The organism is Halovulum sp. GXIMD14794 (assembly GCF_054457455.1).
The window spans coordinates 541,931-563,474 of sequence record NZ_JBTLNF010000005.1 but is presented as its reverse complement, the minus strand read 5'-3'; the positions used below and the strand labels follow the sequence as shown (position 1 = coordinate 563,474).

The window sequence follows — 21,544 nt, the reverse complement described above, 5'->3', positions numbered from 1 at the left end:
AAACAAGTTTATGCTGCACTGCACATGGATGACAGGCTGACAGAGCCGCCAGCAACGGGTTTCGCCCGTCTGCGTGACGCAGTTAGCGCGGCCGGACGGTTCGGCGCGCGCGCGGAACGGCTTGCGCGCATGGCGGGCCTCGGTCTGCCGGTGCCCGACGCCATGCTTCTCGATTTCGAATCGGTTCGCCAGATCGGCGAGGGGGCGGCGCTGCCGACGCCCGATCCGTCGCTGGGACCGGTTCTGGCGGTGCGCGGCTCGGCCGGCAACCGGCTCTGGGGTGGGCCGCAGGCGATCCTCAACATCGGCATGTGCGACGCGGTTCTGCCCGAGCTTTCGGCCCGCATCGGCCGTCGCGGCGCGCTCGAGGCCTATCGCCGGGCGATCCGCGCCTACGCGGTGCGCGTCGGCGGGCTCGATCCCGAGGATTTCGAGAACCTCTACTACGACCGCGCCAAGCTTCGCGACCGGCTGACCGAGGCCGATCTGGAAGCCATCGTCGACGCCTCCAAGGAGTTCTACGCCGAGGAACTGGAGCAGCCCTTCCCGCAGACCCTGGCCGAACAGCTGGACGGCGCGGTGCGCGCCATGGTCGCCGAATGGAACGGCCTGACCGCCCGCATCCTGCGCGAGGCGAACGGCGCGCCGGCGGATGCGGGTCTGGGCCTGATTCTGCAGCGCATGGCCTTCGGTCTTGGCGACGCGCATTGCGGCGCCGGGTTCTTCCAGACCGTGGACGGCTCCACCGGCAAGCCTGCCGCGACCGGGCGCTACCTTCCCGATGCGCAGGGCAACGACGCCGCGCGCGGCGCCCGCACCCCGCACATGGTCACCGAGGCCGAACGCGAGGCTCAGGGTCAGACGCTCTGTTCGTTCGAAATCCTCGAGCCGGCCGCCTATGCCGCCCTCGGCCGTCACGCCGATCGGCTGACCGCCGAACTGGGCGACGTGTTCGAACTGCCCTTCACCATCGAGGCCGGGGCGCTGTCGATTCTCGACGCGACGCCGGTGCGCCGCAGCCCCTCGGCGGCGGTGCAGATCGCCGTGGACATGGTCGAGCGCGGCGCGATCACCCGCGAGATGGCCCTGCTTCGCATCGAGCCGCGTAACCTGATCGAGACACTGCACCCGCGGATCGACCCGAACGCCCGGCGCGACATCTTCGGCACCGGTCTGCCTGCCAGTCCGGGCGCTGCGACCGGCAGGATCTGCTTCTCGCCCGAAGCGGCGATGGCCGCCCATTCCCAGGGTGAGGACGTGATCCTCGTCCGTGTGGAAACCAGCCCCGAGGACATTCGCGGCATGCACGCCGCCGCCGGTGTGCTGACCGTTCGTGGCGGCATGACCAGCCACGCGGCGGTCATCGCGCGCGGCCTGGGCCTGCCCTGCGTCGTCGGAGCAGGAGAGCTGCACCTCGACCTGCGCAAGGGCCGCCTGACCGCCCCCGACGGCCGTACATTCGAGGCCGGCGACAGCATCACGATCGACGGCACCGCCGGCGAGGCGCTGGCCGGCGCACCCGCGATGCTGCCCGCTGTGCCCTCGGACGCGTTTGACACGCTGATGGGCTGGGCCGACGAGGTGCGCGAGCTGGGCGTTCGGGCCAATGCGGACACACCCGCCGATGCCGCGCTTGCCCGGCGGTTCAAGGTCGACGGCATCGGTCTCTGCCGGACCGAGCACATGTTCTTCGAAGGCGACCGCATCGACGTGATGCGCGAGATGATCCTCGCCTCGGACGTGGCCGAGCGGAAAGCGGCACTCGATCGCTTGATGCCGATGCAGCGCGGCGATTTCAGAGCGTTGTTTGACACCATGCGCGGCCTGCCGGTGACGATCCGGCTGCTCGATCCGCCGCTACATGAATTCCTGCCGCACGGGCAGGAGGAATTGGCGGCGCTGGCGCGCGCCATGAACCTGCCGGTCGAGGATGTCGTCTCCCGCGCCGAGGATCTGCGCGAGTTCAACCCGATGCTCGGCAAGCGCGGCGTGCGGCTCGGCATTACCATGCCCGAGATCTACGACATGCAGGCCCGCGCGATCTTCGAGGCGGCACATGACGCCGCCGAAAGCGCCGGTGCACAGGTGATCCCCGAGATCATGATCCCGCTCGTCTCGGCCAATCGCGAGCTGGAACTGGTGAAAGCCCGCGTCGACAGCGTCGCGGCAGCAGTGGCCTCCGAGCGGGGGCAGCGCATCGACTACAAGATCGGGGTCATGGTCGAGACACCGCGCGGTGCGCTGAGGGCGGCTGACCTGGCGAAGTCCTCTGCCTTCCTCAGCTTCGGGACGAACGATCTGACGCAGATGACGTACGGGCTCAGTCGCGACGACGCGGGCCGTTTCATGCGTGACTACGTCGCCCAGGGGGTGTTCCCCGAAGACCCGTTCCACTCGCTCGACGTCGAGGGGGTGGGCGAACTGCTTCTGCTGGCGACAAACCGGGGGCGCTCGGTCCGTTCGGACCTGACGCTCGGCCTCTGTGGTGAGCATGGCGGCGACCCGGAGTCGATCCGGTTCTGCAAGATCGCGGGCTTCGACTACGTCTCCTGTTCACCCTTCCGGGTGCCGATCGCGCGGCTCGCGGCGGCGCAGGTGACGATTCTGACCCGACCCACCGCTCCGCCTGTGGAAAACGGGGATGATTCTGAAACACGTTGAAATATCGGCAGGTTGCAGGGGCCGGTGGTGATGCTACATGAGCGGATTTCCGCCGATGTGGATTTCTGAGCAAGTCGCCTCAAAATCCTGCCCTGATTGCAGTTTTCGGGCTTGAACTTTCCAAAGTGGCTGCGGCCACCTGTCCCATGTCCTTTCCCTTGAGTCGACTCTAGATAGCGCCTCGCTGCACAACCGCCTTTGCGCCTGCGCTCATCGTGGGGGAAGTGTCGATGACGCGCGGTTCGCGGGTAAATCCTTCGGGATCGTTGCGTGGGGAGTGACTATGTTTGGTACAATGGAGGCCCGCCCGACCGGGGCGGGACGGCCAATTCTGGCCGCACTTTTTGCCGCCATCACCATGACGTTCGCCTCTTCGGCCCAGGCCGAGCGCGTCGTCGTGGAGACACCCGAGGTGCGCAATCGCCTCGATGATCAGATCGCGTCCATGATGGACCAGCAACAGACGCTCTCGCAGGCTGTCGCCAGCGAGGAGGGGGCCGGGATCGCGTCGCCCTCCGAAAGCGGCATCGAAACCAGCAGCAGCGCCGCACGTGTGCAGGGTCTCAGGATCCGCATCGGCATGGCGATCTCGCGGCACCTGTCGCAACTCGACGTGAGCGCGGCAGACCGTGCGGCGCGCGATGCCCAGCTGGCCGTGCGCGGGCTCGATGACCGAAAGCTTCCGGATGTGGAGCGGGCGCTGCTCGACAAACTGCCCAAGGCGTCCGGCGGTCCCGAGTGGGCCTGCCTGACCGAGGCGCTCTACTTCGAGGCGCGGGGCGAGTCGCTCAAGGGCCAACTTGCCGTGGCAGAGGTGATCCTGAACCGCGTGGAAAGCCGGCGCTATCCCGACAGCATCTGCGGGGTGATTTCGCAGGGCGAGTCGCGCCGTCACGGCTGCCAGTTCTCGTTCCGTTGCGACGGCAAGCCCGAGACCTTCAACGAGCGCCGCGCCTACGAGCGAGTGGGCAAGATCGCCCGCGTGATGCTCGATGGCCGGGACCGGGCGCTCACCGACGGAGCGACGCACTACCACACGACCGCGGTGAAACCGTCGTGGTCGCGGCGGCTGACCCGCACCGCCCGGATCGGCAGCCACCTGTTCTACCGCCTGCCTTTGCAGCAGGCGTCGAACTGACCTGACGAGGCCTGTGATAACCTGCCCCCTGGTCACGCTTGGGGCGGGTGCGCAACCCGACCGTCCGTGCTAACACACCGGTGACCCTGGCCGTTGCATCGTGCAACGGCCTCATGCAGTCACGGGAGGGCCCATGGGCCGCACGATCTTCGGCACCGACGGGGTGCGCGGAACCGCCAACATCCACCCGATGACCGCCGAGATGGCGCTGCGCCTTGGCGCGGCGGCCGGGCGGTACTTCCTGACCGGAGGTGACCGGCAACGGGTGGTGATCGGCAAGGATACGCGGCGCTCGGGCTACATGATCGAGAATGCGCTGACCGCGGGCCTGACCAGTGTCGGCGCGGATGTGCTGCTGCTGGGCCCGGTGCCGACGCCTGCCGTGGGGATGCTGACCCGCTCGATGCGGGCGGATCTGGGCGTCATGATCTCGGCTTCGCACAACCCGTTCCAGGACAATGGCATCAAGTTCTTCGGACCGGACGGCTACAAGCTGTCCGATGCCGCCGAAGAGGCGATCGAGGCGCTGCTGGAGGGCGAGCCGGAACTGGTGCCTTCCGAGGAGATCGGCCGCGCCAGCCGGATCGAGGGCGATCGGGCGCGCTATGTCGAGTTCGCGAAGACGACGATTCCGCGCCATCAGTCGCTGAACGGGCTGAAAGTGGTTGTCGACTGCGCCAATGGCGCTGCCTATCGCACCGCGCCCGAGGTGCTGTGGGAACTGGGCGCCGAGGTGGTGCCGCTGGGGGTCTCGCCCAACGGGTACAACATCAACCTCGGCTGCGGCTCGACCGACACCGCTGCTGCCGCCGAGGCGGTGGTCGCGCATGGGGCGGATCTTGGGATCGCGCTCGACGGGGATGCGGACCGGGTGATGATCATCGACGAAACCGGACGGATCGCGGACGGGGACCAGCTTATGGCGCTGATTGCCGGGCTGTGGGCGGATCAGGACCGTCTGGAGAAGGGCACGCTGGTCGCCACGGTGATGTCGAACCTCGGGCTGGAGCGCTACCTCAAGGGCCGGGGCCTGAAGCTGGAACGGACCGCTGTGGGGGATCGCTACGTTGTCGAGGCGATGCGCGCGGGCGGCTACAACCTGGGCGGAGAGCAGTCGGGCCATGTCGTGATGACCGACTATGCGACGACCGGGGACGGGCTGATCGCGGGGCTTCAATTCCTGTCCGCGATGGTCGAGAGCGGGAAGCAGGCCTCGGAACTTGCGCAGGTCTTCCAACCGGTGCCGCAGCTTCTGGAGAACGTTCGCTACGCGCCGGGTGCCGCGCCGCTGGAAGCCGACGCGGTGAAACGGGTGATCGCCGAGGCCGAGGCGCGGCTGGAAGGGGCGGGCAGGCTGCTGATCCGGAAGTCGGGGACCGAGCCGCTGGTCCGGGTCATGGGCGAGGCCGAAGATCCGGCGCTGCTGACCGAGGTGGTGCAAACCGTTGCCGCCGAGATCGCGCGCGTCAGCTGAGCGGGTTTCAGCGTGAAAAGCGGGGATTTCATCGTGAAAACCCCCTTAACCACATGAATTATAACGTGAAAAGTTTGTAAAAACTTCGTAAGCGCGAAAATCCGCCCGTCGAGATGGCTTCTTCAGACCGCCGCCACGGCCGGCCGCTGGCGTTTGCGCGCCAGCACCAGACCCCCGACGATCAGCGCGAACCCGGCCAGTTGCGGACCGGTCAAGGTCTCGTCCAGAAGGGTCACGCCCAGCAGGGTCGCCCACAGCGGGATCAGGTAGCCGACGGTGGACATGAACACCGGCCCCGAGCGCTTGACCGTGAAATAGCGCAGCACATGCGCCATGCCGGTCTGCACCACGCCGAGCACGGCGATGGCGATCAGAGGGCCGGTGCCGGGCATGGTGTCCGGCAGAGCCAGCGGCAGCAGCGGCAAGGCGAAGACCCCGGCGGCGATCTGCGCTGCGGCGCTGGCGGGGATCGGCGGGATCTCGGGCATCTTGCGGATCAGGATCGAGCTGCCCGCATAGCAGGCCGCCGCCGCCAGGAGCGCCAGTTGCGGCAGCACGTCGCCGGACCCCAGCTGCGTCAGGGCGCTGGGCCCTGTCAGCAGCACGATACCGAAGAAACCGACCGCGAATCCACCCCAGCGGCGGGCGCTGACCTCTTCGCCGAGCGCCAGCCGCGAGAGCAGCAGCACGAACAGCGGCGAGGCCGAAATGTAGATCGAGGCAAGCGCGCTGGGCACGCTCTGCTGGCCCCAGGCAATCAGGAAGAACGGCACCAGCAGCGACATCAGCCCGACGGCGGCGCACCAGGCCCAGATCTTCGGGTCACGGGGCAGGGGATGGCCCAGTGCCCGGGCCAGTATCGCCAGCGAGACCGCGGAAAACAGCACCCGGAACACCGCGACGCCGACCGGCGGGAATCCCTGCAACGCCACCGAGATCAGCGCGAAGGACGAGCCCCAGACCACCGTCAGAAGCGCCAGAGAGCCGATGCTGATCCAGTCCTGTTTCATATCCGCTCCGCCTGTTTCCTGCCCCGGCCCCCTTACGCCTGTCGCCGGGCGCGGGAAAGCGCAAACCGTCTTGACCGGTGCGCGGCGCAGGCGTAATCGGGCTGCGGGCGCGTCACCGGGTTATGGGTGAGCGGTGGCGGGCTCAGCAATGTCACCCTGACGACGGAGCCGTCCATGAGCCTCCCCGAAGCGACGCAGGTAGCGCCTGCGCGTGTGCAGCCGACCACCAAGCCTGCACGTCCCGAATTTTCTTCCGGTCCCTGTCCCAAGCGCCCCGGCTGGTCCGCCGAGACCGTTGCCGCGAAGGCCTGGCTGGGCCGGTCGCACCGCGCCGCTGGCGCCAAGGCGCAGCTGAAAGAAGCGATCGACCGCATGGGTGCCCTGCTGGGCGTGCCCGAGGGCTATCGCGTGGGCATCGTGCCCGCCTCGGACACCGGTGCGTTCGAAATGGCCATGTGGTCGATGCTGGGCGCGCGCCCGGTCGACATGCTGGTGTGGGAAAGCTTTGGTGCGGGCTGGGCCTCTGACGCGGTCAAGCAGCTGAAGCTGGACGACTGCCGGGTGATCGAGGCCGGTTATGGCGAACTGCCCGACTTCGGCACCGTGCGCGCCGATGCCGATGTATGCTTCACCCAGAACGGCACCACCTCGGGGGCCCGTATCCCGAATTTCGACTGGATCCCGGCGGATCGCGAAGGCTTGAGCTTCGTCGACGCCACCTCGGCGGTGTTCGCGCAGGACGTGGACTGGACCAAGGTCGATGTGCTGACCTTCTCGTGGCAGAAGGTGATGGGCGGCGAGGGCGCGCATGGCGTGCTGATCCTGTCCCCCCGCGCCGTCGAGCGGCTGGAAAGCTTCGACGCGGGCCGTCCGCTGCCGAAGATCTTCCGCCTGACCAGGGGCGGCAAGCTGATCGAGGACATCTTCCAGGGCGCGACGATCAACACGCCGTCGATGCTGGCCGTGGCCGATTGCATCGACGCGCTGGACTGGATCGAGGAAATCGGCGGCGTGGCCGCGACCAAGGCACGGGCGGATGCGAACTTCGCGGCGCTGCAGGCCTGGGTCGATGCGACCGACTGGGTCGAGAACCTTGTCGCGGATCCCGCGGCGCGGTCGAACACGTCCGTATGCCTGAAGATCGTCGATCCGGACATCGCCGCGCTCGACGATGCCGGGCAGAAAGTGTTCACCAAGGCAATGGTCAAGCTGCTGGAGAAGGCCGAAGCGGCCTATGACATCAACGGCTATCGCGACGCCCCCGCCGGTCTGCGGATCTGGTGCGGTGCGACCGTCGAGACCGCCGATGTCGAGGCGCTGACCCCTTGGCTCGACTGGGCCTTCGCCGAAGCCAAAGCCGCCCTCTGATCTATCTATCCGGGCCGCCCGTTGGCGCCGCGCATGGATCGCGGCCCCGGGCGGGCCTTTGCCACAGGATGACATGACATGCCCAAGGTACTGATTTCCGACAAGCTTTCCGATGCTGCCGTGCAGATCTTCCGCGACAATGGCGTCGAGGTGGATTTCCAGCCGGATCTCGGCAAGGACCCCGTGAAGCTGGCCGAGGTGATCGGCGACTACGATGGTCTGGCGATCCGATCGGCCACCAAGGCGACTGCAGAGCTGCTTGAGAAGGCGACCAACCTCAAGGTCATCGGCCGCGCCGGGATCGGGGTGGACAACGTCGATATTCCCGCGGCCTCGGCCAAGGGGATCGTGGTGATGAACACGCCGTTCGGCAACTCGATCACCACCGCCGAGCACGCCATCGCGATGATGTTCGCGGTCGCCCGCCAGATCCCTGCCGCCGATGCCTCGACCCAGGCTGGCAAGTGGGAGAAGTCGAAGTTCATGGGCTCCGAGATCACCGGCAAGACGCTGGGGCTGATCGGCGCGGGGAACATCGGCTCGGTGGTGGCCAGCCGCGCGCTGGGGCTGAAAATGAAGGTCGTGGCCTTCGATCCGTTCCTGAGCCAGGACCGCGCCAAGGAGATGGGCGTCGAGAAGGTCGAGGACCTGGGCGAGATGCTGGGCCGTGCCGATTTCATCACCCTGCACCTGCCCAAGACCGAGAAGACCGCGAACATCCTGTCGGCCGAGATGATCGAGAAGATCAAGCCGGGTGCGCGGCTGATCAACTGCGCCCGGGGCGGGCTGGTCGACGAGGCCGCCGTCGCCGAGGCGCTGAAATCGGGCCGTCTGGCCGGTGCCGCCTTCGACGTGTTCGCCGAGGAGCCGGCGAAGGAGAACCCGCTGTTCGGTCTGCCGAACGTGGTCTGCACGCCGCACCTGGGCGCCTCGACTTCGGAAGCGCAGGAGAACGTTGCGCTGCAGGTGGCCGAGCAGATGTCGGACTATCTGGTGAAGGGCGCGATCTCGAACGCGCTGAACGCGCCGTCGGTGACCGCCGAGGAAGCGCCGATCCTGAAGCCGTGGATCGAGCTGTGCGGCAACCTCGGCAGCTTTGCCGGCCAAGTGACCGAGCACGCGATCCAGGAGATCGAGATCGAATATGTCGGCCAGGTGGGCGAGCTGAATCTGAAGCCGCTGACCTCGGCGCTGACAGCGGCGATGCTGCTGCCGCTGGTGGGCGAGGGCGGCGTCAACATGGTCTCGGCCCCGATCGTGGCGCGCGAGCGCGGCATCCGGATCAGCGAGACGCGGAAGGACGCGCAGGGCGCGTTCGGCTCCTATGTGCGGTTGATCGTCACCACCGAGAAGCAGACCCGTTCGGTCGCGGCGACGATCTATTCGGATGGCAAGCCGCGCTTCATTCAGATCAAGGGGATCAACCTCGAAGCGGAGCCGTCGGAGTTCATGCTCTACACCGCGAACACCGACACGCCGGGCTATATCGGCGCGCTGGGCACGCTGCTGGGCGAGTTGGGCATCAACATTGCCACCTTCGCACTGGGCCGGTCGTCCAAGGGCGACGAGGCGATCGCGCTGCTGGGCGTGGATGCGGTGGTGTCCCCGGACGCGCTGCAGAAGATCCAGGGGCTGGCGCAAGTGCGGCAGGCGAAGGCGCTGCGGTTCTGATCCGCCGGTAATCCAGCGGAGCGCGCTGGCGCGCGCAAGACCTTCAGCACGGCCCCCCGGGTTGCCCCGGGGGGCCGTGCGCGTGTCGGGCGTGCGTGACGCTTGACCGGTCGCGTGGTTCGGGCACTCTGGTCGTATCTTGGGGAGGATCGGCCATGCTGGACATGCCGTTTATCGGGTTCGGATCGCGCGCCGTGCATCTGCTGCGCGAACTGGCCGCCGACAATTCGAAAAGCTGGTACGAGGCCAACCGCGACGGCTTCGAGGCGCAGATCCGCACGCCCATGGAGCGGCTGATCTCGGAGGCAGCCGAACGCCATGGCGGCGGCGTGAAGCTGTTCCGCCAGCATCGCGACGTGCGCTTTTCGAAGGACAAGAGCCCCTACAAGACCAGCACCTATGGATTGGTCTCGGGTCTGCCGAATGGCCGGGCGCTCTACGTCGCGCTGACGCAGAACGGGTTTTATGCCGGGACCGGTGTCCATCAGATGTCCCCCGATCAGTTGCGCCGGTTCCGGGCCGCCGTGGACGACGAGCAAAGCGGCGAAGCACTCCGTGAGGTCCTTGAGCGGCTGCGCGCTGCGGGGCTCGAGGTCAGCGGCGCCGGTCTGTCGGGCACCCCGCGCGGGGTCGCAAAGGACCATCCGCGAATCGAACTGATGCGCCTCAAGAGCCTGACTGCAGGGGCGCGGCTGGACCCGGACGATGCGGTGGACGGCCGCCGCCCGCTGGAACATGCCTTCCGTACCTGGGACACCGCCGCGCCGCTGACCGACTGGCTGGCCTCCCATGTCGGCGCACCCGAAGAGCTTCGCCGCAGGCCCTGAGCCCCTTTCGGTCGCCGCGCCGTTCGCGTATGGGGTCGGGGTAACTAACCAAGAGGACTTGGCATGGCGAACGTGTGCGTGGTGGGCGCCCAGTGGGGCGACGAGGGCAAGGGCAAGATCGTCGACTGGCTTTCCGAACGGGCCGACGTGATCGCGCGCTTCCAGGGCGGGCACAACGCCGGCCACACGCTGGTCATCGACGGCACCGTCTACAAGCTTCACGCGCTGCCTTCGGGCGTCGTCCGCCCCGGCAAGTTGAGCGTCATCGGCAACGGCGTCGTGCTGGACCCCTGGCACCTGGTGAAGGAAATCGCCGGGATCCGCGAGCAGGGTGTCGAGATCACCCCCGAGACGCTGGTGATTGCCGAGAACACCCCGCTGATCCTGCCCTTCCACGGTGAACTGGACCGCGCGCGCGAGAGCCAGAACTCGGTGGCGCGGATCGGCACCACCGGGCGCGGCATCGGCCCGGCCTACGAGGACAAGGTCGGCCGCCGGGTGATCCGGGTCGCGGACCTTGCCGACGACGCAACGCTGGAACTGCGCGTGGACCGGGCGCTGGTGCACCACAATGCGCTGCGCGCGGGCCTGGGGCTGGACCCGATCGACCGCGATGCGCTGATCGCCCAGTTGAAGGAGATCGCGCCGCAGATCCTGCCCTTCGCCGCGCCGGTCTGGAAACTGCTGAACGAGAAGCGCAAGGCGGGCAAGCGGATCCTGTTCGAGGGCGCGCAGGGCTCGTTGCTGGATATCGACTTCGGCACCTATCCTTATGTCACCTCGTCCAACGTGATCGCGGGGCAGGCGGCGACGGGCGTCGGTGTCGGCCCCGGTGCGGTAAACTACGTGCTTGGCATCGTGAAAGCCTATACCACACGCGTGGGGGAAGGGCCGTTCCCGACCGAGCTGCACGACGATGACGGCCAGCGGCTGGGCGAGCGGGGCCACGAGTTCGGCACCACCACCGGGCGCAAGCGGCGTTGCGGCTGGTTCGACGCGGCGCTGGTGCGCCAGACCTGCGCGATTTCCGGGATCGAGGGGATCTGCCTGACCAAGCTGGACGTGCTGGACGGGTTCGAGACGCTGAAGATCTGCGTCGGCTATGACCTCGACGGCGAGCGTCTGGACTATCTGCCGACCGCCGCCGACCAGCAGGCGCGCTGCACCCCGATCTACGAGGAGATGCCCGGCTGGTCCGAAACCACGCAGGGCGCGCGCAGCTGGGCCGAGCTGCCGGCGCAGGCAATCAAGTACGTCCGCCGCATCGAGGAATTGATCGAGTGCCCGGTCGCGCTACTCTCCACCTCGCCCGAGAGAGAGGACACGATCCTGGTACGGGATCCGTTTGCCGACTGATGAGCCTGAGCTACAAAGCACGAAGACGACTTTCGCTGCTGATCCTCGTGGTCGGTGTGCCGCTTTACATCATCGCCGCCGTCAACCTGGTGGCGCTGTTCGAGCGGCCGCCGATCCTGGTCGAGCTGGGCATCTACGTGGCGCTGGGTATCGTCTGGGCACTGCCCTTCCGCGCGGTGTTCCGCGGGGTGGGGCGCGCCGATCCGGAGGAGGACCGATGAAGCGTCTTGCGCTGGTGTTTTCGCTTCTGGCGGTGCCCGTCACGGCCGAGCAGGTCGGCGAAGTGGACACCGCCTTCAAGCTTCTGGGACGCAATCACAAGATCATCGTGGAGGCCTTCGACGATCCCGAGGTCTCGGGCGTCAGCTGTTTCGTCAGCCGGGCGCAGACCGGGGGGATCTCCGGCTCGCTGGGCCTGGCCGAGGACACGTCGGACGCGTCCATCGCCTGCCGGCAGACCGGGCCGATCGAGATCACCGGCGAACTGGACGAGGGCGAGGAGGTCTTCGGCCGCCGCACGTCGGTACTGTTCAAGCGGGTTCAGGTGGTGCGGTTCTACGACGAGGCACGGAACACGCTGATCTACCTGACCTATTCGGATCGGCTGATCGACGGTTCGCCCAAGAACGCGATTTCCGCCGTTGTGATCCGGCCCTGGGACGCCGCCAGCGGCGAGTGAGGGCAGGAGCCCTTGCGGGCTCCCGCCAATGGTTCAGACCAGTTCGTTGAGTTTCGCCTGAAACTCTTCTGCGGCTTCGGCCGAGAGGAAGAAGCTGCCGGCGTCACCGCGGATGATCTGGCCGCTGCGCACGAGTTTGCCGAACGCCTTGACCTTCGCCTCGGCGCTGATCGGACCGCCGCCAGCGATGGTCTGCACCATGGACATGATCTGTTGGCGGGAGATCCGGTCGGCGCCGTCGATCATCGTCATGTAGCCGGCCGCGGCCGCCATCATGTCCGGCAGGTTGGTCGCCCCCACGGCGCGGGCGAAGCCGGCGGGGGTGGACGGGTCTGCTTCCCCGTCCTCGAGGCGCACTTCGGTCGGGGCGGGTTCGGGCAGGCCACCGTAGCTGGCGTGCAGCCGGTCCTTCATCGAATTGTCCGATTTCCGGGACGCCTCTGCCGGGGCGCTCTGTGCGGGTTTGGCGGCTGCGGGTTTGGCCGGCTGCTCCGTCTCGGGGGCGGCATCGCCGCCGCTGAGCAAGGCACGCAGCGGATCGGCCTTGGCCGCCGGAGCTTCGGCATCGGCGATGGGCTCTGGCCGCAACGGCGCGGGTTTCAAGGGCTCGGGCTTGAGCGGTTCGGGCTTCAAGGGCTCAGGCTTGAGCGCCTCCGGCTTTGCCGGTTCTGCGGTCGCGGCAGGGTGCGCCGCGGCGGGGCCGCCTTCGACCAGGCGCAGGACGCCGCCCGCGGGTTTCTGCGCGGTTTCCGGTTCGGGCTGCGGCGCGTCGGGCGTGTCGGCCTTCTCGGCGGGATCGGCCTGCTTGCGGCGCAGCAGTCCGCCCAGGCGGAAGCCGCCGCGCTTGCCCGAGTCCTCTGCTTCGGCGGCTTTGCCGTCCTTTTCTGCCGTTACGGCCGGTGTCGGCTCGGGCGAGGCCGCGGACGGCTTGGTGCGGAACAGGCCGCCCTTCGGCGCAGGCAGTTCCTCGACCGTGTCGATGAAACTGGGCGTGGGCGGGACCTCGGGCTCGGCTTTGGCGCCCTCGACCGAGAGCTCCGGGCCAAGTCGGAGCGCGGCGACAGGTTTCGCGGCCGGCTTGGCGTCAGGCGACTCGGTCGCTGCCGCGGCCTCTTGCGGCTGGGCCGGGTTCTCGATCCGGAGCGGGGCCGGGCTGAGCGGTGTCTCGACCGTCGCGCGGGCCAGTTCCTTGGGCTGCTCGGTGAGAGCGGCGGCTATGTCCGCGGGCTCGGAGGGCAGGGGGACCGGTTCGGCCGCTTCCGGCGCGGGGTTGGATGCGGCAACGGGTTCGGATTTGTCAGGCGCGGCTGCGGCCGCCGGTGCCTGTTCGTCTGCCTTCGGTTCCTCTTCGGCCGGTTCCTCCCTGGCAGCTTCCTCTTCTGCCGGGGCCGGGTCGCCGAACATCATCGAATCGCCGTGCCAGGGCTCGTGCGCGGGTTCCGCCTCGGCGGTCATCTCCGGCTCAGCTTCGGGCTGGTCCTCCGAGACGGTTTCGTGCTCCTGCGAGGGGGCGGCCTCGGCCATGTGCGGCGCGGGTTGGTCTTCGGTCGGCTGTTCCTGAGGGGCATCCGCGTGGAGCGACTCTGCGTGCTCCGCGCCGTGGTCCCCGGTGGTCTCGGACGGAGCCTCGTGATGCTCGGGTTCCGTGTGCTCCGCCTCGGCCGCATCGGGCTGCGAGGGGACAGCGTGCTGTTCGGAGGCAGCCGAATGCTCCTCGGGCGTTTCGGCGGCTGCGGGCTCAATGATTTCGGGCTCGGCGACGTCGGGCTCTGAGTGCCCAGCCTCCGCAACCTCAACCTCTGCAACCTCAGCCTCTGCAACCTCAGGCTCTGGGGCCTCGGTTTCGGCGGTCTCGTGTGTCTCGTGCTCGGGGGCGTCCGGCGTAAATGGTTCTGTAGAGGCGGTGTCTTCGGGCGCGGGCTCTTCCGCCACGACGTCCGGTTCCACGCTCGGGACCGCGGCGGGCAGGGGATCGAAGCGGCGGATGTGCACGCCGCCGGCGATCGGCTCCAGAGTCAGGGCCGACTCGCCCGAGGCTTCGGCAAGCTTCTCGCGCAGTGCCTCGAAGTTCTCGATATCCTGGTATCCGGCGAAATCAGGGTCGCGTTCGGACAAATCCTGGTAGTAGCGCACCACCTTGCGCATCAGCGGAAAGGGGTTGTCGAAACCTTCCAGAACGCAGGCGAAACCGCCGTATGCCACGGCAAGCTTCTTGGTGTCCTCCATCTCGGTCCTCCACTCGTGCGGAGCCACGGGACCGGGGCCTGTTCCCGGCTGGTGTCCGCCTATCTTCGCCCGACCTTAGGCACTGCTTGCTGGAAACTGAACCCTCTTGCGACTACACCAACCCGGATGCCTGAAATCCTGCTCGACACTCCGGACAACATCACTCTTGTCGGCGGTTCCGCCGCCGCCCGGCCCGTGCTGTCTCGCGCGTTGGCCCTGGCCCCGGTGCTGGTCGCGGCCGACGGGGGGATCGCCCATGCGCTGGCCTGCGGTCATCACCCGGTGGCGGTCATCGGTGACATGGATTCGTTGCCTAATGGTGAAACTTGGCGGAATTCCGACATTAAGATGTTTCCGTTAAGTGAGCAGGAGACCACGGATTTCGAGAAATGCCTCTACTCGGTGCGCGCGCCGCTGATCCTGGGGTGCGGGTTCCTGGGCGGACGGGTGGACCACGCGCTGGCCGCGCTGAGTGCGCTGGTGGCCTATCGTGATCGCCCGGTGGTCCTGCTGGGAGAGGAGGACATTGTCTTCCACTGGCGCAACGGGCTGGCGCTGGACCTGGCCGAGGGCACGACCGTGTCGCTGTTCCCGATGCAGCCGGTGACGGGGACCGCGTCGCAGGGGCTGGAGTGGCCGGTGACGGGGCTGCGCCTTGCGCCTGGGGTGAAGGTCGGAACCTCGAACCGGGCGAAGGGTACGCCGGTCAGCGCCGCTTTCGACGGGCCGGGGATGCTGGGGATCCTGCCGCTGGACGCGCTGGATCAGGTTGCGGCTGCCCTCAGCACTCCGGAACGTTGACCGCGAGCCCGCCCAGCGAGGTTTCCTTGTATTTTTCGCTCATGTCGCGCCCGGTCTGGCGCATTGTCTCGATGCAGGCGTCGAGCGAGACCAGGTGCATCCCGTCGCCGCGCAGCGACAACGAGGCCGCCGATACCGCCTTGATCGCGCCAAGGCCGTTGCGCTCGATGCACGGGGCTTGAACGAGGCCGCGGATCGGATCGCAGGTCATGCCGAGGTGATGCTCCAGCGCGATCTCGGCGGCGTTCTCGACCTGCTCGGGCGTACCACCGAGCACCGCCGCAAGCCCGGCGGCGGCCATCGCCGAGGCCGAGCCGACCTCGCCCTGGCAGCCGACTTCGGCCCCCGAGATCGAGGCGTTGGTCTTGATCAGCCCGCCCACGGCGGCGGCGGTCAGCAGGAACTCGGGGATCTTCTCGCGCGAAGCGCCGGGGACGTGATCGAGGTAGTATTTCAGCACCGCGGGCACCACGCCCGCCGCGCCGTTGGTCGGTGCGGTGACGACCTGACCGCCGGCGGCGTTCACCTCGTTCACGGCCATCGCGTAGACCGAGATCCAGTCGTTGACCGTGTGCGGCGCGGCAAGGTTCTGGCCATGCTCGGCCTGAAGCGCTTCGTGGATGCGGCGGGCGCGGCGGCGCAGGTTCAGCCCGCCGGGCAGTATACCGTCCTCGGTGAGGCCGCGCTCGATGCAGTCGTCCATGACGGCCCATATCCGTGCCAGCCCGGCGTCGAGATCACGGGTGCCGTGCCCGCGTTCGTTGACCCGCTTCATTTCGGCAATGCTCATGCCGCTTTCACGCGCCATGCGCAGCATTTGCGCGGCATTGGCGAAGGGGAAGGGGACGTGGACCGGGCCTTCGTCGTCGTCACGCCGGGCGAGTTCCCGCTCGGTCAGGACAAAGCCGCCGCCGACGGAATAATAGGTCTCGCGCAGGTGCAGGTCGCCGCGGGCGTCGAACGCCTCCAGCACCAGCCCGTTGGCGTGGCCCTCGAGCGCCGGGCCATAGTCGAAGACGACGTCCGTCTCGGGATCGAAGGCGAGTTCGGACAGGCCCTCGGGGCGCAGCGTCTTGTCCTTGGCCAGGTTCGCCTCGGTCTCGGCCGCGCGGTCGGCGTCGAATGCGTCGGGGGCGAAGCCTGCAAGGCCCAGGACGACAGCGCGGTCGGTCGCGTGACCCTTGCCGGTGAACGCCAGCGAGCCGTGCAGGGTGCAGCGGACCGCGGCGGGTGCCCCGGCGCCGGGAATCGCCTCGCGCCCGCTGCGCAGCAGGTCGAGGAAGCGCGCCGCCGCCACCATCGGGCCCATGGTGTGAGAGCTCGACGGGCCGACGCCGATCTTGAAGATGTCGAACACGCTGAGGAACATCGCCGTGACCTCTTTGAAATTGCGTCGCTTTGGCTTTTGAACCCGCCGGTCAAACCGCCTATAAGCCGCCCATAACCTGTTTTTCACGGGATGCCAAAGGGATGCTCGATCGCCTCGACCCGCCTGCGCGGGCCAAGCTCACCGCCGCCTATCATGCCATGGAGTATGTCGAGGACGACATGCGGATCGGTCTTGGGACCGGCAGCACCGCCGAGTGGCTGGTCCTGCTGCTGGGCGCCCGCCGTCATATCGAGGGGCTGCGCGTGAAGGCGGTCTCGACCTCGGAACGGACCGAGGCGCTGGCGAAGAAGATGGGTCTGCAGACCGGCACGCTCGAGGAGATCGGCTGGCTGGACCTGACCATCGACGGCGCGGACGAGGTGGACCCGATGCTGTCGCTGATCAAGGGCGGCGGCGGCTCGCTGCTGCGCGAGAAGATCGTCGCGGCGGCATCCGAGCGGATGGTCGTGATTGCCGACGACAGCAAGCGGGTCGAGACCCTGGGCGCGTTCCCGCTGCCGGTCGAGGTCGTCCGCTTCGGCTGGACCGCGACGCGCAAGCTGATCGAGGACGTGTTGTCGTCGACGGATCTCGACGGCACCACGATCACTGTGCGCCAGAAGGACGGCGAGGCCTTCCTGACCGACGAGCAGCATTTCATCCTGGACCTGCACCTGGAATACATCGACGACGTCGACAGCCTGGGCCAGCGCCTGCTGGCGGTGCCGGGCGTGGTCGAGACCGGGCTGTTCGTCGACATCGCCGACACCGCGATCTTCGGCATGGCCTCGGGCGAGGTGAAGGTGCAGGTGGCTGACGGGGCCCCGGCGCCGCTGGACCCGCCCTCGGACGACCGTCTGCGGGAAATGCTCGCATATATCGAGACACATCAGGGCTGACCCGTACAGGGCGCTCGCCGCGACAGGAGACCTCTCTTGGCAGAATTCGACTACGACCTCTTCGTCATCGGTGGCGGCTCGGGCGGGGTGCGCGCATCGCGCTGGGCGGCCAAGGCCGGCGCCCGCGTCGGGCTGTGCGAGGAATACCGCTACGGCGGCACCTGCGTGATCAGGGGCTGCGTGCCGAAGAAGCTGATGGTTTTCGCCTCGGCCTTCTCGGAATCGGTGGAAGACGCCACCGGCTTCGGCTGGAGCTTCGAGCGCAGCGATTTCGACTGGCCGTTCTTCATCAAGAAGAAGGACGCCGAGATCGATCGGCTTGAAAGCGTCTACCAGCGCAACCTTGAAGCTGCGGACGTGACGATCCACCGGGCGCGCGGCGTCTTGAAGGACCCGCACACGGTCGAGCTGTCGACCGGCGAGACGATCACCGCCGGGCACATCCTGATCGCCACCGGCGGCACACCCTTCCTGCCGGATGTGCCGGGGATCGAGCACGCGATCAGCTCTAACGAGATCTTCCACCTGGAAGAGCAGCCGAAGCGGATGCTGATCGTCGGGGGAGGCTATATCGCCTGTGAATTCGCGGGGATCATGAACGGTCTCGGCACTGCGGTGACGCAGTTCTATCGCGGCGCGCAGATCCTGCGCGGCTTCGACGACGAGGTGCGCGGCCATATCGCCGAGGAGATGCGCAAGAAGGGCATCGACCTGCACTGCGGGCGCGATCTGGTCTCGATCGAGAAGACCGACACCGGCCTCATGGTGAAATGCTCGGACAACAGTCTGACCGAGTATGACGTGGTGCTCTATGCCACTGGCCGGCGGCCCAACAGCAAGGGGCTGGGGCTGGAGGATCTGGGCGTCGAACTGGGCCGTGGCGGCGAGATCTGCGTGGACGAGTATTCGCAAACCGCCGTGCCTTCGATCTACGCGATCGGCGATGTGACAGACCGGGTGAACCTGACGCCCGTTGCGATTCACGAGGGGATGGCCTTCTCGGATACCGTCTTCAAGGGCGTGCCGACGCCGGTGGATCACACGAACATCCCCACCGCCGTCTTCACCCAGCCCGAGATCGGCACCGTCGGCCTGACGCAGGAAGAGGCGCGTGAGCTCTACGATATTGAGGTCTATCGCACTGCCTTCCGTCCGATGTTCCACGCTTTCGCGGACCGCGACCAGCGAATGCTGATGAAGCTGGTGGTCGACAAGGACTCGCGCCGGGTGCTGGGCGTGCATATCGTCGGTCCGGCGGCGGGCGAGATGATCCAGATGGTTGGCATCGCCGTGAAGATGGGCGCCACCAAGGAGGATTTCGACCGTACCATGGCCGTGCATCCCACCGCCGCAGAAGAGCTGGTGACGATGCGCGAGGCGCTTCCGGGCTGACCCCCGGATACGAACCGGCCCGCGGGGCGCGTCAAAAGGCGCGCCGCGCACATCGGGCCGCAACTTGAATTTCGCACCCGGGCCCACACGTGGTAACGGGAATGCGATCAAAGTGTTGCAGAGAGGATAGATCGGCATATGCCAGGATCGAACAATTCCGGCGGCCCCTGGGGCGGGGGCGGCGGCAACAAGGGCGGCGGACGCGGCCCCTGGGGCGGTGACGACGGCAATCGCGGCTCGGGCGGCGGTCAGGGCGGGGGCGGTAATCGGCCTCCGGGCCAGGGCCCGGACATCGACCAGATCGTCCGCAAGGGCCAGGAGCAGCTGCGCGTCCTGATGGGGGGTCGCGGCGCGACCGGTAGCGGCGGGGGCGGTGGACGCCCCGAGGCGCCGAATATCGGCCGTGGCGGCTTTGCCATCATCGGCCTTGTGCTGGTCGGGCTCTGGCTGTTCATGTCGTTCTATACCGTGCGCCCTGAAGAGAAATCCGTGGAGCTGTTCCTCGGCGAATTCTCGTCGATCGGCGAGCCGGGCCTGAACTTCGCGCCCTGGCCGTTCATCACCTACGAAAAACTGGCGGTGACCCGCGAAAACACCGAGGACGTCGGCGTTGGCGGCCGCGGCAGCACGGACGAGGGTCTGATGCTGACCGGGGACGAGAACATCGTCGATATCGACTTCCAGGTCGTCTGGAACATCTCGGATCCGGCTGCCTACCTGTTCAACCTTGCCGATCCCGAGACGACGATCCAGGCGGTGGCCTCGTCGGCCATGCGCGAGGTGATCGGCCGCTCGGAACTGGGCCCGGTCCTGAACGAGGATCGTGGTGTCGTTGCGCGGGAAGTGCAGGGACTGATCCAGGAGACGCTCGACAGCTACGAGTCGGGGATCAACGTCGTCCGTCTGACGCTGGAAACCGTCGATCCGCCCGCCGAGGTGATCGAGGCCTTCCGTGACGTTCAGGCCGCCGAACAGGAGCGGACCACCTTCCGCAACCGCGCCGACGCCTATGCGAACCAGCGTCTGGCCGCCGCCCGAGGCGAGGCCGCCGAGGTTCTGGAGCAGGCCGAAGCCTATCGCGCCCGCGTCGTCAACGAAGCGCGCGGTGAAGCCAGCCGCTTCGTCGCCGTCTATGACGAATACGCCAAGGCCAGCGAGGTGACGCGCAAGCGTCTCTACCTCGAAACGCTGGAGCGCGTTCTGGGCGGCGTCGACAAGATCGTCATCGACGAAAGCGTCGCCGGCTCCGAGGGAGGGGGCTCGGGGGTCGTACCCTACCTGCCGCTCAATGAGCTGAACCGCCGCACCACCACGCAGGAGACCGCACAATGAGCCGTTCGATCATCCTGATCGTCACCATCGTCATTGCGCTGGTGCTGCTGCTGTCGTCGATCTTCATCGTCGACGAACGCGAGAAGGCGCTGGTGCTCCAGTTCGGCCAGATCCGCGATGTAAAGGAAGAGCCGGGCCTCGCGTTCAAGGTGCCGTTCATACAGGAAGTCGTGCGCTACGACGACCGGATCCAGTCGCTGGATACCGAGGAACTGGAAGTCACCCCGCTGGACGATCGCCGTCTGGTCGTGGACGCGTTCGCCCGGTGGCGGATCGCCGACGTGGTGCGGTTCCGCCAGGCGGTCGGCACCGGTGGCATCTTCCAGGCGGAAAGCCGGCTGAACCGGATCCTCGAGACCAACCTGCGCGAGGTGCTGGGTTCGGTGAACTCGAACCAGATCCTGTCCGAGGACCGCGTGTCGCTGATGGCCCGTATCCGCGATGCGGCAGCGACCGAGGCGCAGGCCCTGGGCGTCAGCATCGTTGACGTGCGGATCAAGCGCGCCGACCTACCGCGGGAGAACCTTCAGGCCACGTTCGAGCGGATGACCGCGGAACGTGAGCGTGAGGCGGCGGACGAACGCGCCCGCGGTCAGGAAGCCGCGCAGCGGATCCGGGCGCTTGCCGACCGTACCGCGGTCGAACTGGTCTCGGAAGCGCAGCGCGACAGCGAGATCATCCGCGGTGAGGCGGATGCGGACCGGAACGCGATCTATGCCGACGCCTTCGGACGCGACCCCGAGTTCTTCTCGTTCTACCGCTCGCTCAGCGCCTATGAGCGTGCGTTGAGTTCGGACAACTCGACGATGGTGATCACGCCGGACAGCGAGTTCTTCGAGTATCTGAAATCCGACAGCGGCAATCTGGCGCAGGCGCCGCAGCCCGCCTCGCCGCCCAGCGACGCTGCCGGGGGCGAGGAGTTCGATCCGATCCCGGAGGGTGAGGAGCGTTCTGCCGCACCGTCGGACGATCCCGAGGTGGTGCTGCCCGAGGGCGCGCTGGAGCCCGAGGTGATCGAGCCCGCGGACGAGTCGATGCCGCCGGCAGCCGAAACTCCGACGCCCGAGGTCGAGACCGCGCCGGCGGAGGAAACTGAAGCGGAGACAGAGGCTGACGCCGCTTCCGAAACCGAGGAGGAGCCCGCGAATTGACCTTCGCGGACCTTCTGACAGGGCTCGGCCTTGCGGCCGTAATCGAGGGGCTGGTGCTTGCACTGGCCCCTTCGCGTATGGACGACATTCTTGACCTTCTGCGCAGCATTCCGGTCGACGCCCGCCGCAGTCTCGGCCTCGGTGTCATCGCGCTCGGCGTCGCGCTGGTCTGGATCGCGAACGGCTGAGC

General features: G+C 67.5%; 18 protein-coding genes. 15 read left to right on the top strand and 3 right to left on the bottom strand.

Annotation, left to right across the window (positions count from 1 at the left end; all coding sequences use genetic code 11):
* Positions 1-24: 24 nt before the first annotated feature.
* From ppdK to glmM, 3 genes are all read left to right on the top strand, one after another.
* Complete coding sequence (gene ppdK / locus ACW9UR_RS14440) at positions 25-2,661, top strand: pyruvate, phosphate dikinase (protein ID WP_458917704.1); 2,637 nt, start codon at positions 25-27, stop codon at positions 2,659-2,661.
* A 580-nt stretch (positions 2,662-3,241) separates the two neighbouring features.
* Complete coding sequence (locus ACW9UR_RS14435; RefSeq protein ID WP_458917799.1) at positions 3,242-3,799, top strand: cell wall hydrolase; 558 nt, start codon at positions 3,242-3,244, stop codon at positions 3,797-3,799.
* Between the two features lie 133 nt (positions 3,800-3,932).
* Positions 3,933-5,273: a phosphoglucosamine mutase gene (glmM, locus tag ACW9UR_RS14430; RefSeq protein ID WP_458917703.1), complete on the top strand. Its 1,341-nt coding sequence runs from the start codon at positions 3,933-3,935 to the stop codon at positions 5,271-5,273.
* Positions 5,274-5,395: 122 nt separating this feature from the next.
* On the opposite strand, the gene ACW9UR_RS14425 is transcribed toward glmM, so the two are convergent.
* Complete coding sequence (locus ACW9UR_RS14425; protein ID WP_458917702.1) at positions 5,396-6,283, bottom strand: DMT family transporter; 888 nt, start codon at positions 6,281-6,283, stop codon at positions 5,396-5,398.
* Between the two features lie 174 nt (positions 6,284-6,457).
* On the opposite strand from ACW9UR_RS14425, the gene ACW9UR_RS14420 reads away from it, so the two are divergent.
* From ACW9UR_RS14420 to ACW9UR_RS14395, 6 genes are all read left to right on the top strand, one after another.
* Positions 6,458-7,651: a phosphoserine transaminase gene (locus ACW9UR_RS14420; protein ID WP_458917701.1), complete on the top strand. Its 1,194-nt coding sequence runs from the start codon at positions 6,458-6,460 to the stop codon at positions 7,649-7,651.
* A 78-nt stretch (positions 7,652-7,729) separates the two neighbouring features.
* Positions 7,730-9,322 carry a phosphoglycerate dehydrogenase gene (gene serA / locus ACW9UR_RS14415; RefSeq protein ID WP_458917700.1) on the top strand — a complete coding sequence of 531 codons (1,593 nt, stop codon included), beginning with the start codon at positions 7,730-7,732 and terminating at the stop codon, positions 9,320-9,322.
* A 155-nt stretch (positions 9,323-9,477) separates the two neighbouring features.
* Positions 9,478-10,149: a DUF2461 domain-containing protein gene (locus tag ACW9UR_RS14410; protein ID WP_458917699.1), complete on the top strand. Its 672-nt coding sequence runs from the start codon at positions 9,478-9,480 to the stop codon at positions 10,147-10,149.
* A gap of 63 nt (positions 10,150-10,212) precedes the next feature.
* On the top strand, positions 10,213-11,505 hold the full coding sequence (locus tag ACW9UR_RS14405) for an adenylosuccinate synthase (protein ID WP_458917698.1): 1,293 nt from the start codon (positions 10,213-10,215) through the stop codon (positions 11,503-11,505).
* Complete coding sequence (locus ACW9UR_RS14400; protein ID WP_458917696.1) at positions 11,505-11,726, top strand: DUF2842 domain-containing protein; 222 nt, start codon at positions 11,505-11,507, stop codon at positions 11,724-11,726. The genes ACW9UR_RS14405 and ACW9UR_RS14400 overlap by 1 nt, the downstream gene beginning before the upstream one ends.
* A complete protein-coding gene (locus ACW9UR_RS14395; protein ID WP_458917695.1) occupies positions 11,723-12,184 on the top strand; it encodes a CreA family protein in 462 nt (153 codons plus the stop codon). Before ACW9UR_RS14400 ends, ACW9UR_RS14395 begins: the two co-directional genes overlap by 4 nt.
* Before the next feature lie 33 nt (positions 12,185-12,217).
* Here the strand turns inward: ACW9UR_RS14395 and ACW9UR_RS14390 are convergent, their stop codons facing one another.
* On the bottom strand, positions 12,218-14,410 hold the full coding sequence (locus ACW9UR_RS14390) for a hypothetical protein (RefSeq protein WP_458917694.1): 2,193 nt from the start codon (positions 14,408-14,410) through the stop codon (positions 12,218-12,220).
* Positions 14,411-14,536: 126 nt separating this feature from the next.
* Between ACW9UR_RS14390 and ACW9UR_RS14385 the strand changes: the two genes are divergently transcribed.
* A complete protein-coding gene (locus tag ACW9UR_RS14385; RefSeq protein WP_458917693.1) occupies positions 14,537-15,211 on the top strand; it encodes a thiamine diphosphokinase in 675 nt (224 codons plus the stop codon).
* Here the strand turns inward: ACW9UR_RS14385 and ACW9UR_RS14380 are convergent.
* Positions 15,192-16,580 (bottom strand): L-serine ammonia-lyase, encoded by a 1,389-nt coding sequence (locus ACW9UR_RS14380; RefSeq protein WP_458917692.1) that lies wholly within the window; start codon positions 16,578-16,580, stop codon positions 15,192-15,194. The genes ACW9UR_RS14385 and ACW9UR_RS14380 overlap by 20 nt on opposite strands.
* 101 nt (positions 16,581-16,681) lie before the next feature.
* On the opposite strand from ACW9UR_RS14380, the gene rpiA reads away from it, so the two are divergent.
* The 5 genes from rpiA to ACW9UR_RS14355 all read left to right on the top strand — a co-directional run bounded on the left by rpiA (position 16,682) and on the right by ACW9UR_RS14355 (position 21,542).
* Positions 16,682-17,479 carry a ribose-5-phosphate isomerase RpiA gene (gene rpiA, locus ACW9UR_RS14375; RefSeq protein WP_458917691.1) on the top strand — a complete coding sequence of 266 codons (798 nt, stop codon included), beginning with the start codon at positions 16,682-16,684 and terminating at the stop codon, positions 17,477-17,479.
* A 36-nt stretch (positions 17,480-17,515) separates the two neighbouring features.
* A complete protein-coding gene (gene gor, locus ACW9UR_RS14370; protein ID WP_458917690.1) occupies positions 17,516-18,871 on the top strand; it encodes a glutathione-disulfide reductase in 1,356 nt (451 codons plus the stop codon).
* 138 nt (positions 18,872-19,009) lie between these two features.
* Positions 19,010-20,203 (top strand): FtsH protease activity modulator HflK, encoded by a 1,194-nt coding sequence (gene hflK / locus ACW9UR_RS14365; protein WP_458917689.1) that lies wholly within the window; start codon positions 19,010-19,012, stop codon positions 20,201-20,203.
* The gene (hflC, locus tag ACW9UR_RS14360) at positions 20,200-21,354 is read left to right on the top strand and encodes a protease modulator HflC (RefSeq protein WP_458917688.1); all 1,155 of its coding nucleotides are present in this window, start codon (positions 20,200-20,202) and stop codon (positions 21,352-21,354) included. Before hflK ends, hflC begins: the two co-directional genes overlap by 4 nt.
* Entirely contained in the window at positions 21,351-21,542 is a 192-nt protein-coding gene (locus tag ACW9UR_RS14355; RefSeq protein ID WP_458917687.1) for a DUF2065 domain-containing protein, read from the top strand. Before hflC ends, ACW9UR_RS14355 begins: the two co-directional genes overlap by 4 nt.
* Positions 21,543-21,544 lie beyond the last annotated feature (2 nt).

Excerpts from the sequence above, each read along its gene's own strand:
- ppdK (WP_458917704.1), top strand. The coding sequence starts at position 25 with ATGGATGACAGGCTGACAGAGCCGCCAGCAACGGGTTTCGCCCGTCTG.
- ACW9UR_RS14435 (WP_458917799.1), top strand. The coding sequence starts at position 3,242 with ATGGCGATCTCGCGGCACCTGTCGCAACTCGACGTGAGCGCGGCAGAC.
- glmM (WP_458917703.1), top strand. The coding sequence starts at position 3,933 with ATGGGCCGCACGATCTTCGGCACCGACGGGGTGCGCGGAACCGCCAAC.
- ACW9UR_RS14425 (WP_458917702.1), bottom strand. The coding sequence starts at position 6,283 with ATGAAACAGGACTGGATCAGCATCGGCTCTCTGGCGCTTCTGACGGTG.
- ACW9UR_RS14420 (WP_458917701.1), top strand. The coding sequence starts at position 6,458 with ATGAGCCTCCCCGAAGCGACGCAGGTAGCGCCTGCGCGTGTGCAGCCG.
- serA (WP_458917700.1), top strand. The coding sequence starts at position 7,730 with ATGCCCAAGGTACTGATTTCCGACAAGCTTTCCGATGCTGCCGTGCAG.
- ACW9UR_RS14410 (WP_458917699.1), top strand. The coding sequence starts at position 9,478 with ATGCTGGACATGCCGTTTATCGGGTTCGGATCGCGCGCCGTGCATCTG.
- ACW9UR_RS14405 (WP_458917698.1), top strand. The coding sequence starts at position 10,213 with ATGGCGAACGTGTGCGTGGTGGGCGCCCAGTGGGGCGACGAGGGCAAG.
- ACW9UR_RS14400 (WP_458917696.1), top strand. The coding sequence starts at position 11,505 with ATGAGCCTGAGCTACAAAGCACGAAGACGACTTTCGCTGCTGATCCTC.
- ACW9UR_RS14395 (WP_458917695.1), top strand. The coding sequence starts at position 11,723 with ATGAAGCGTCTTGCGCTGGTGTTTTCGCTTCTGGCGGTGCCCGTCACG.
- ACW9UR_RS14390 (WP_458917694.1), bottom strand. The coding sequence starts at position 14,410 with ATGGAGGACACCAAGAAGCTTGCCGTGGCATACGGCGGTTTCGCCTGC.
- ACW9UR_RS14385 (WP_458917693.1), top strand. The coding sequence starts at position 14,537 with ATGCCTGAAATCCTGCTCGACACTCCGGACAACATCACTCTTGTCGGC.
- ACW9UR_RS14380 (WP_458917692.1), bottom strand. The coding sequence starts at position 16,580 with ATGTTCCTCAGCGTGTTCGACATCTTCAAGATCGGCGTCGGCCCGTCG.
- rpiA (WP_458917691.1), top strand. The coding sequence starts at position 16,682 with ATGCTCGATCGCCTCGACCCGCCTGCGCGGGCCAAGCTCACCGCCGCC.
- hflK (WP_458917689.1), top strand. The coding sequence starts at position 19,010 with ATGCCAGGATCGAACAATTCCGGCGGCCCCTGGGGCGGGGGCGGCGGC.
- hflC (WP_458917688.1), top strand. The coding sequence starts at position 20,200 with ATGAGCCGTTCGATCATCCTGATCGTCACCATCGTCATTGCGCTGGTG.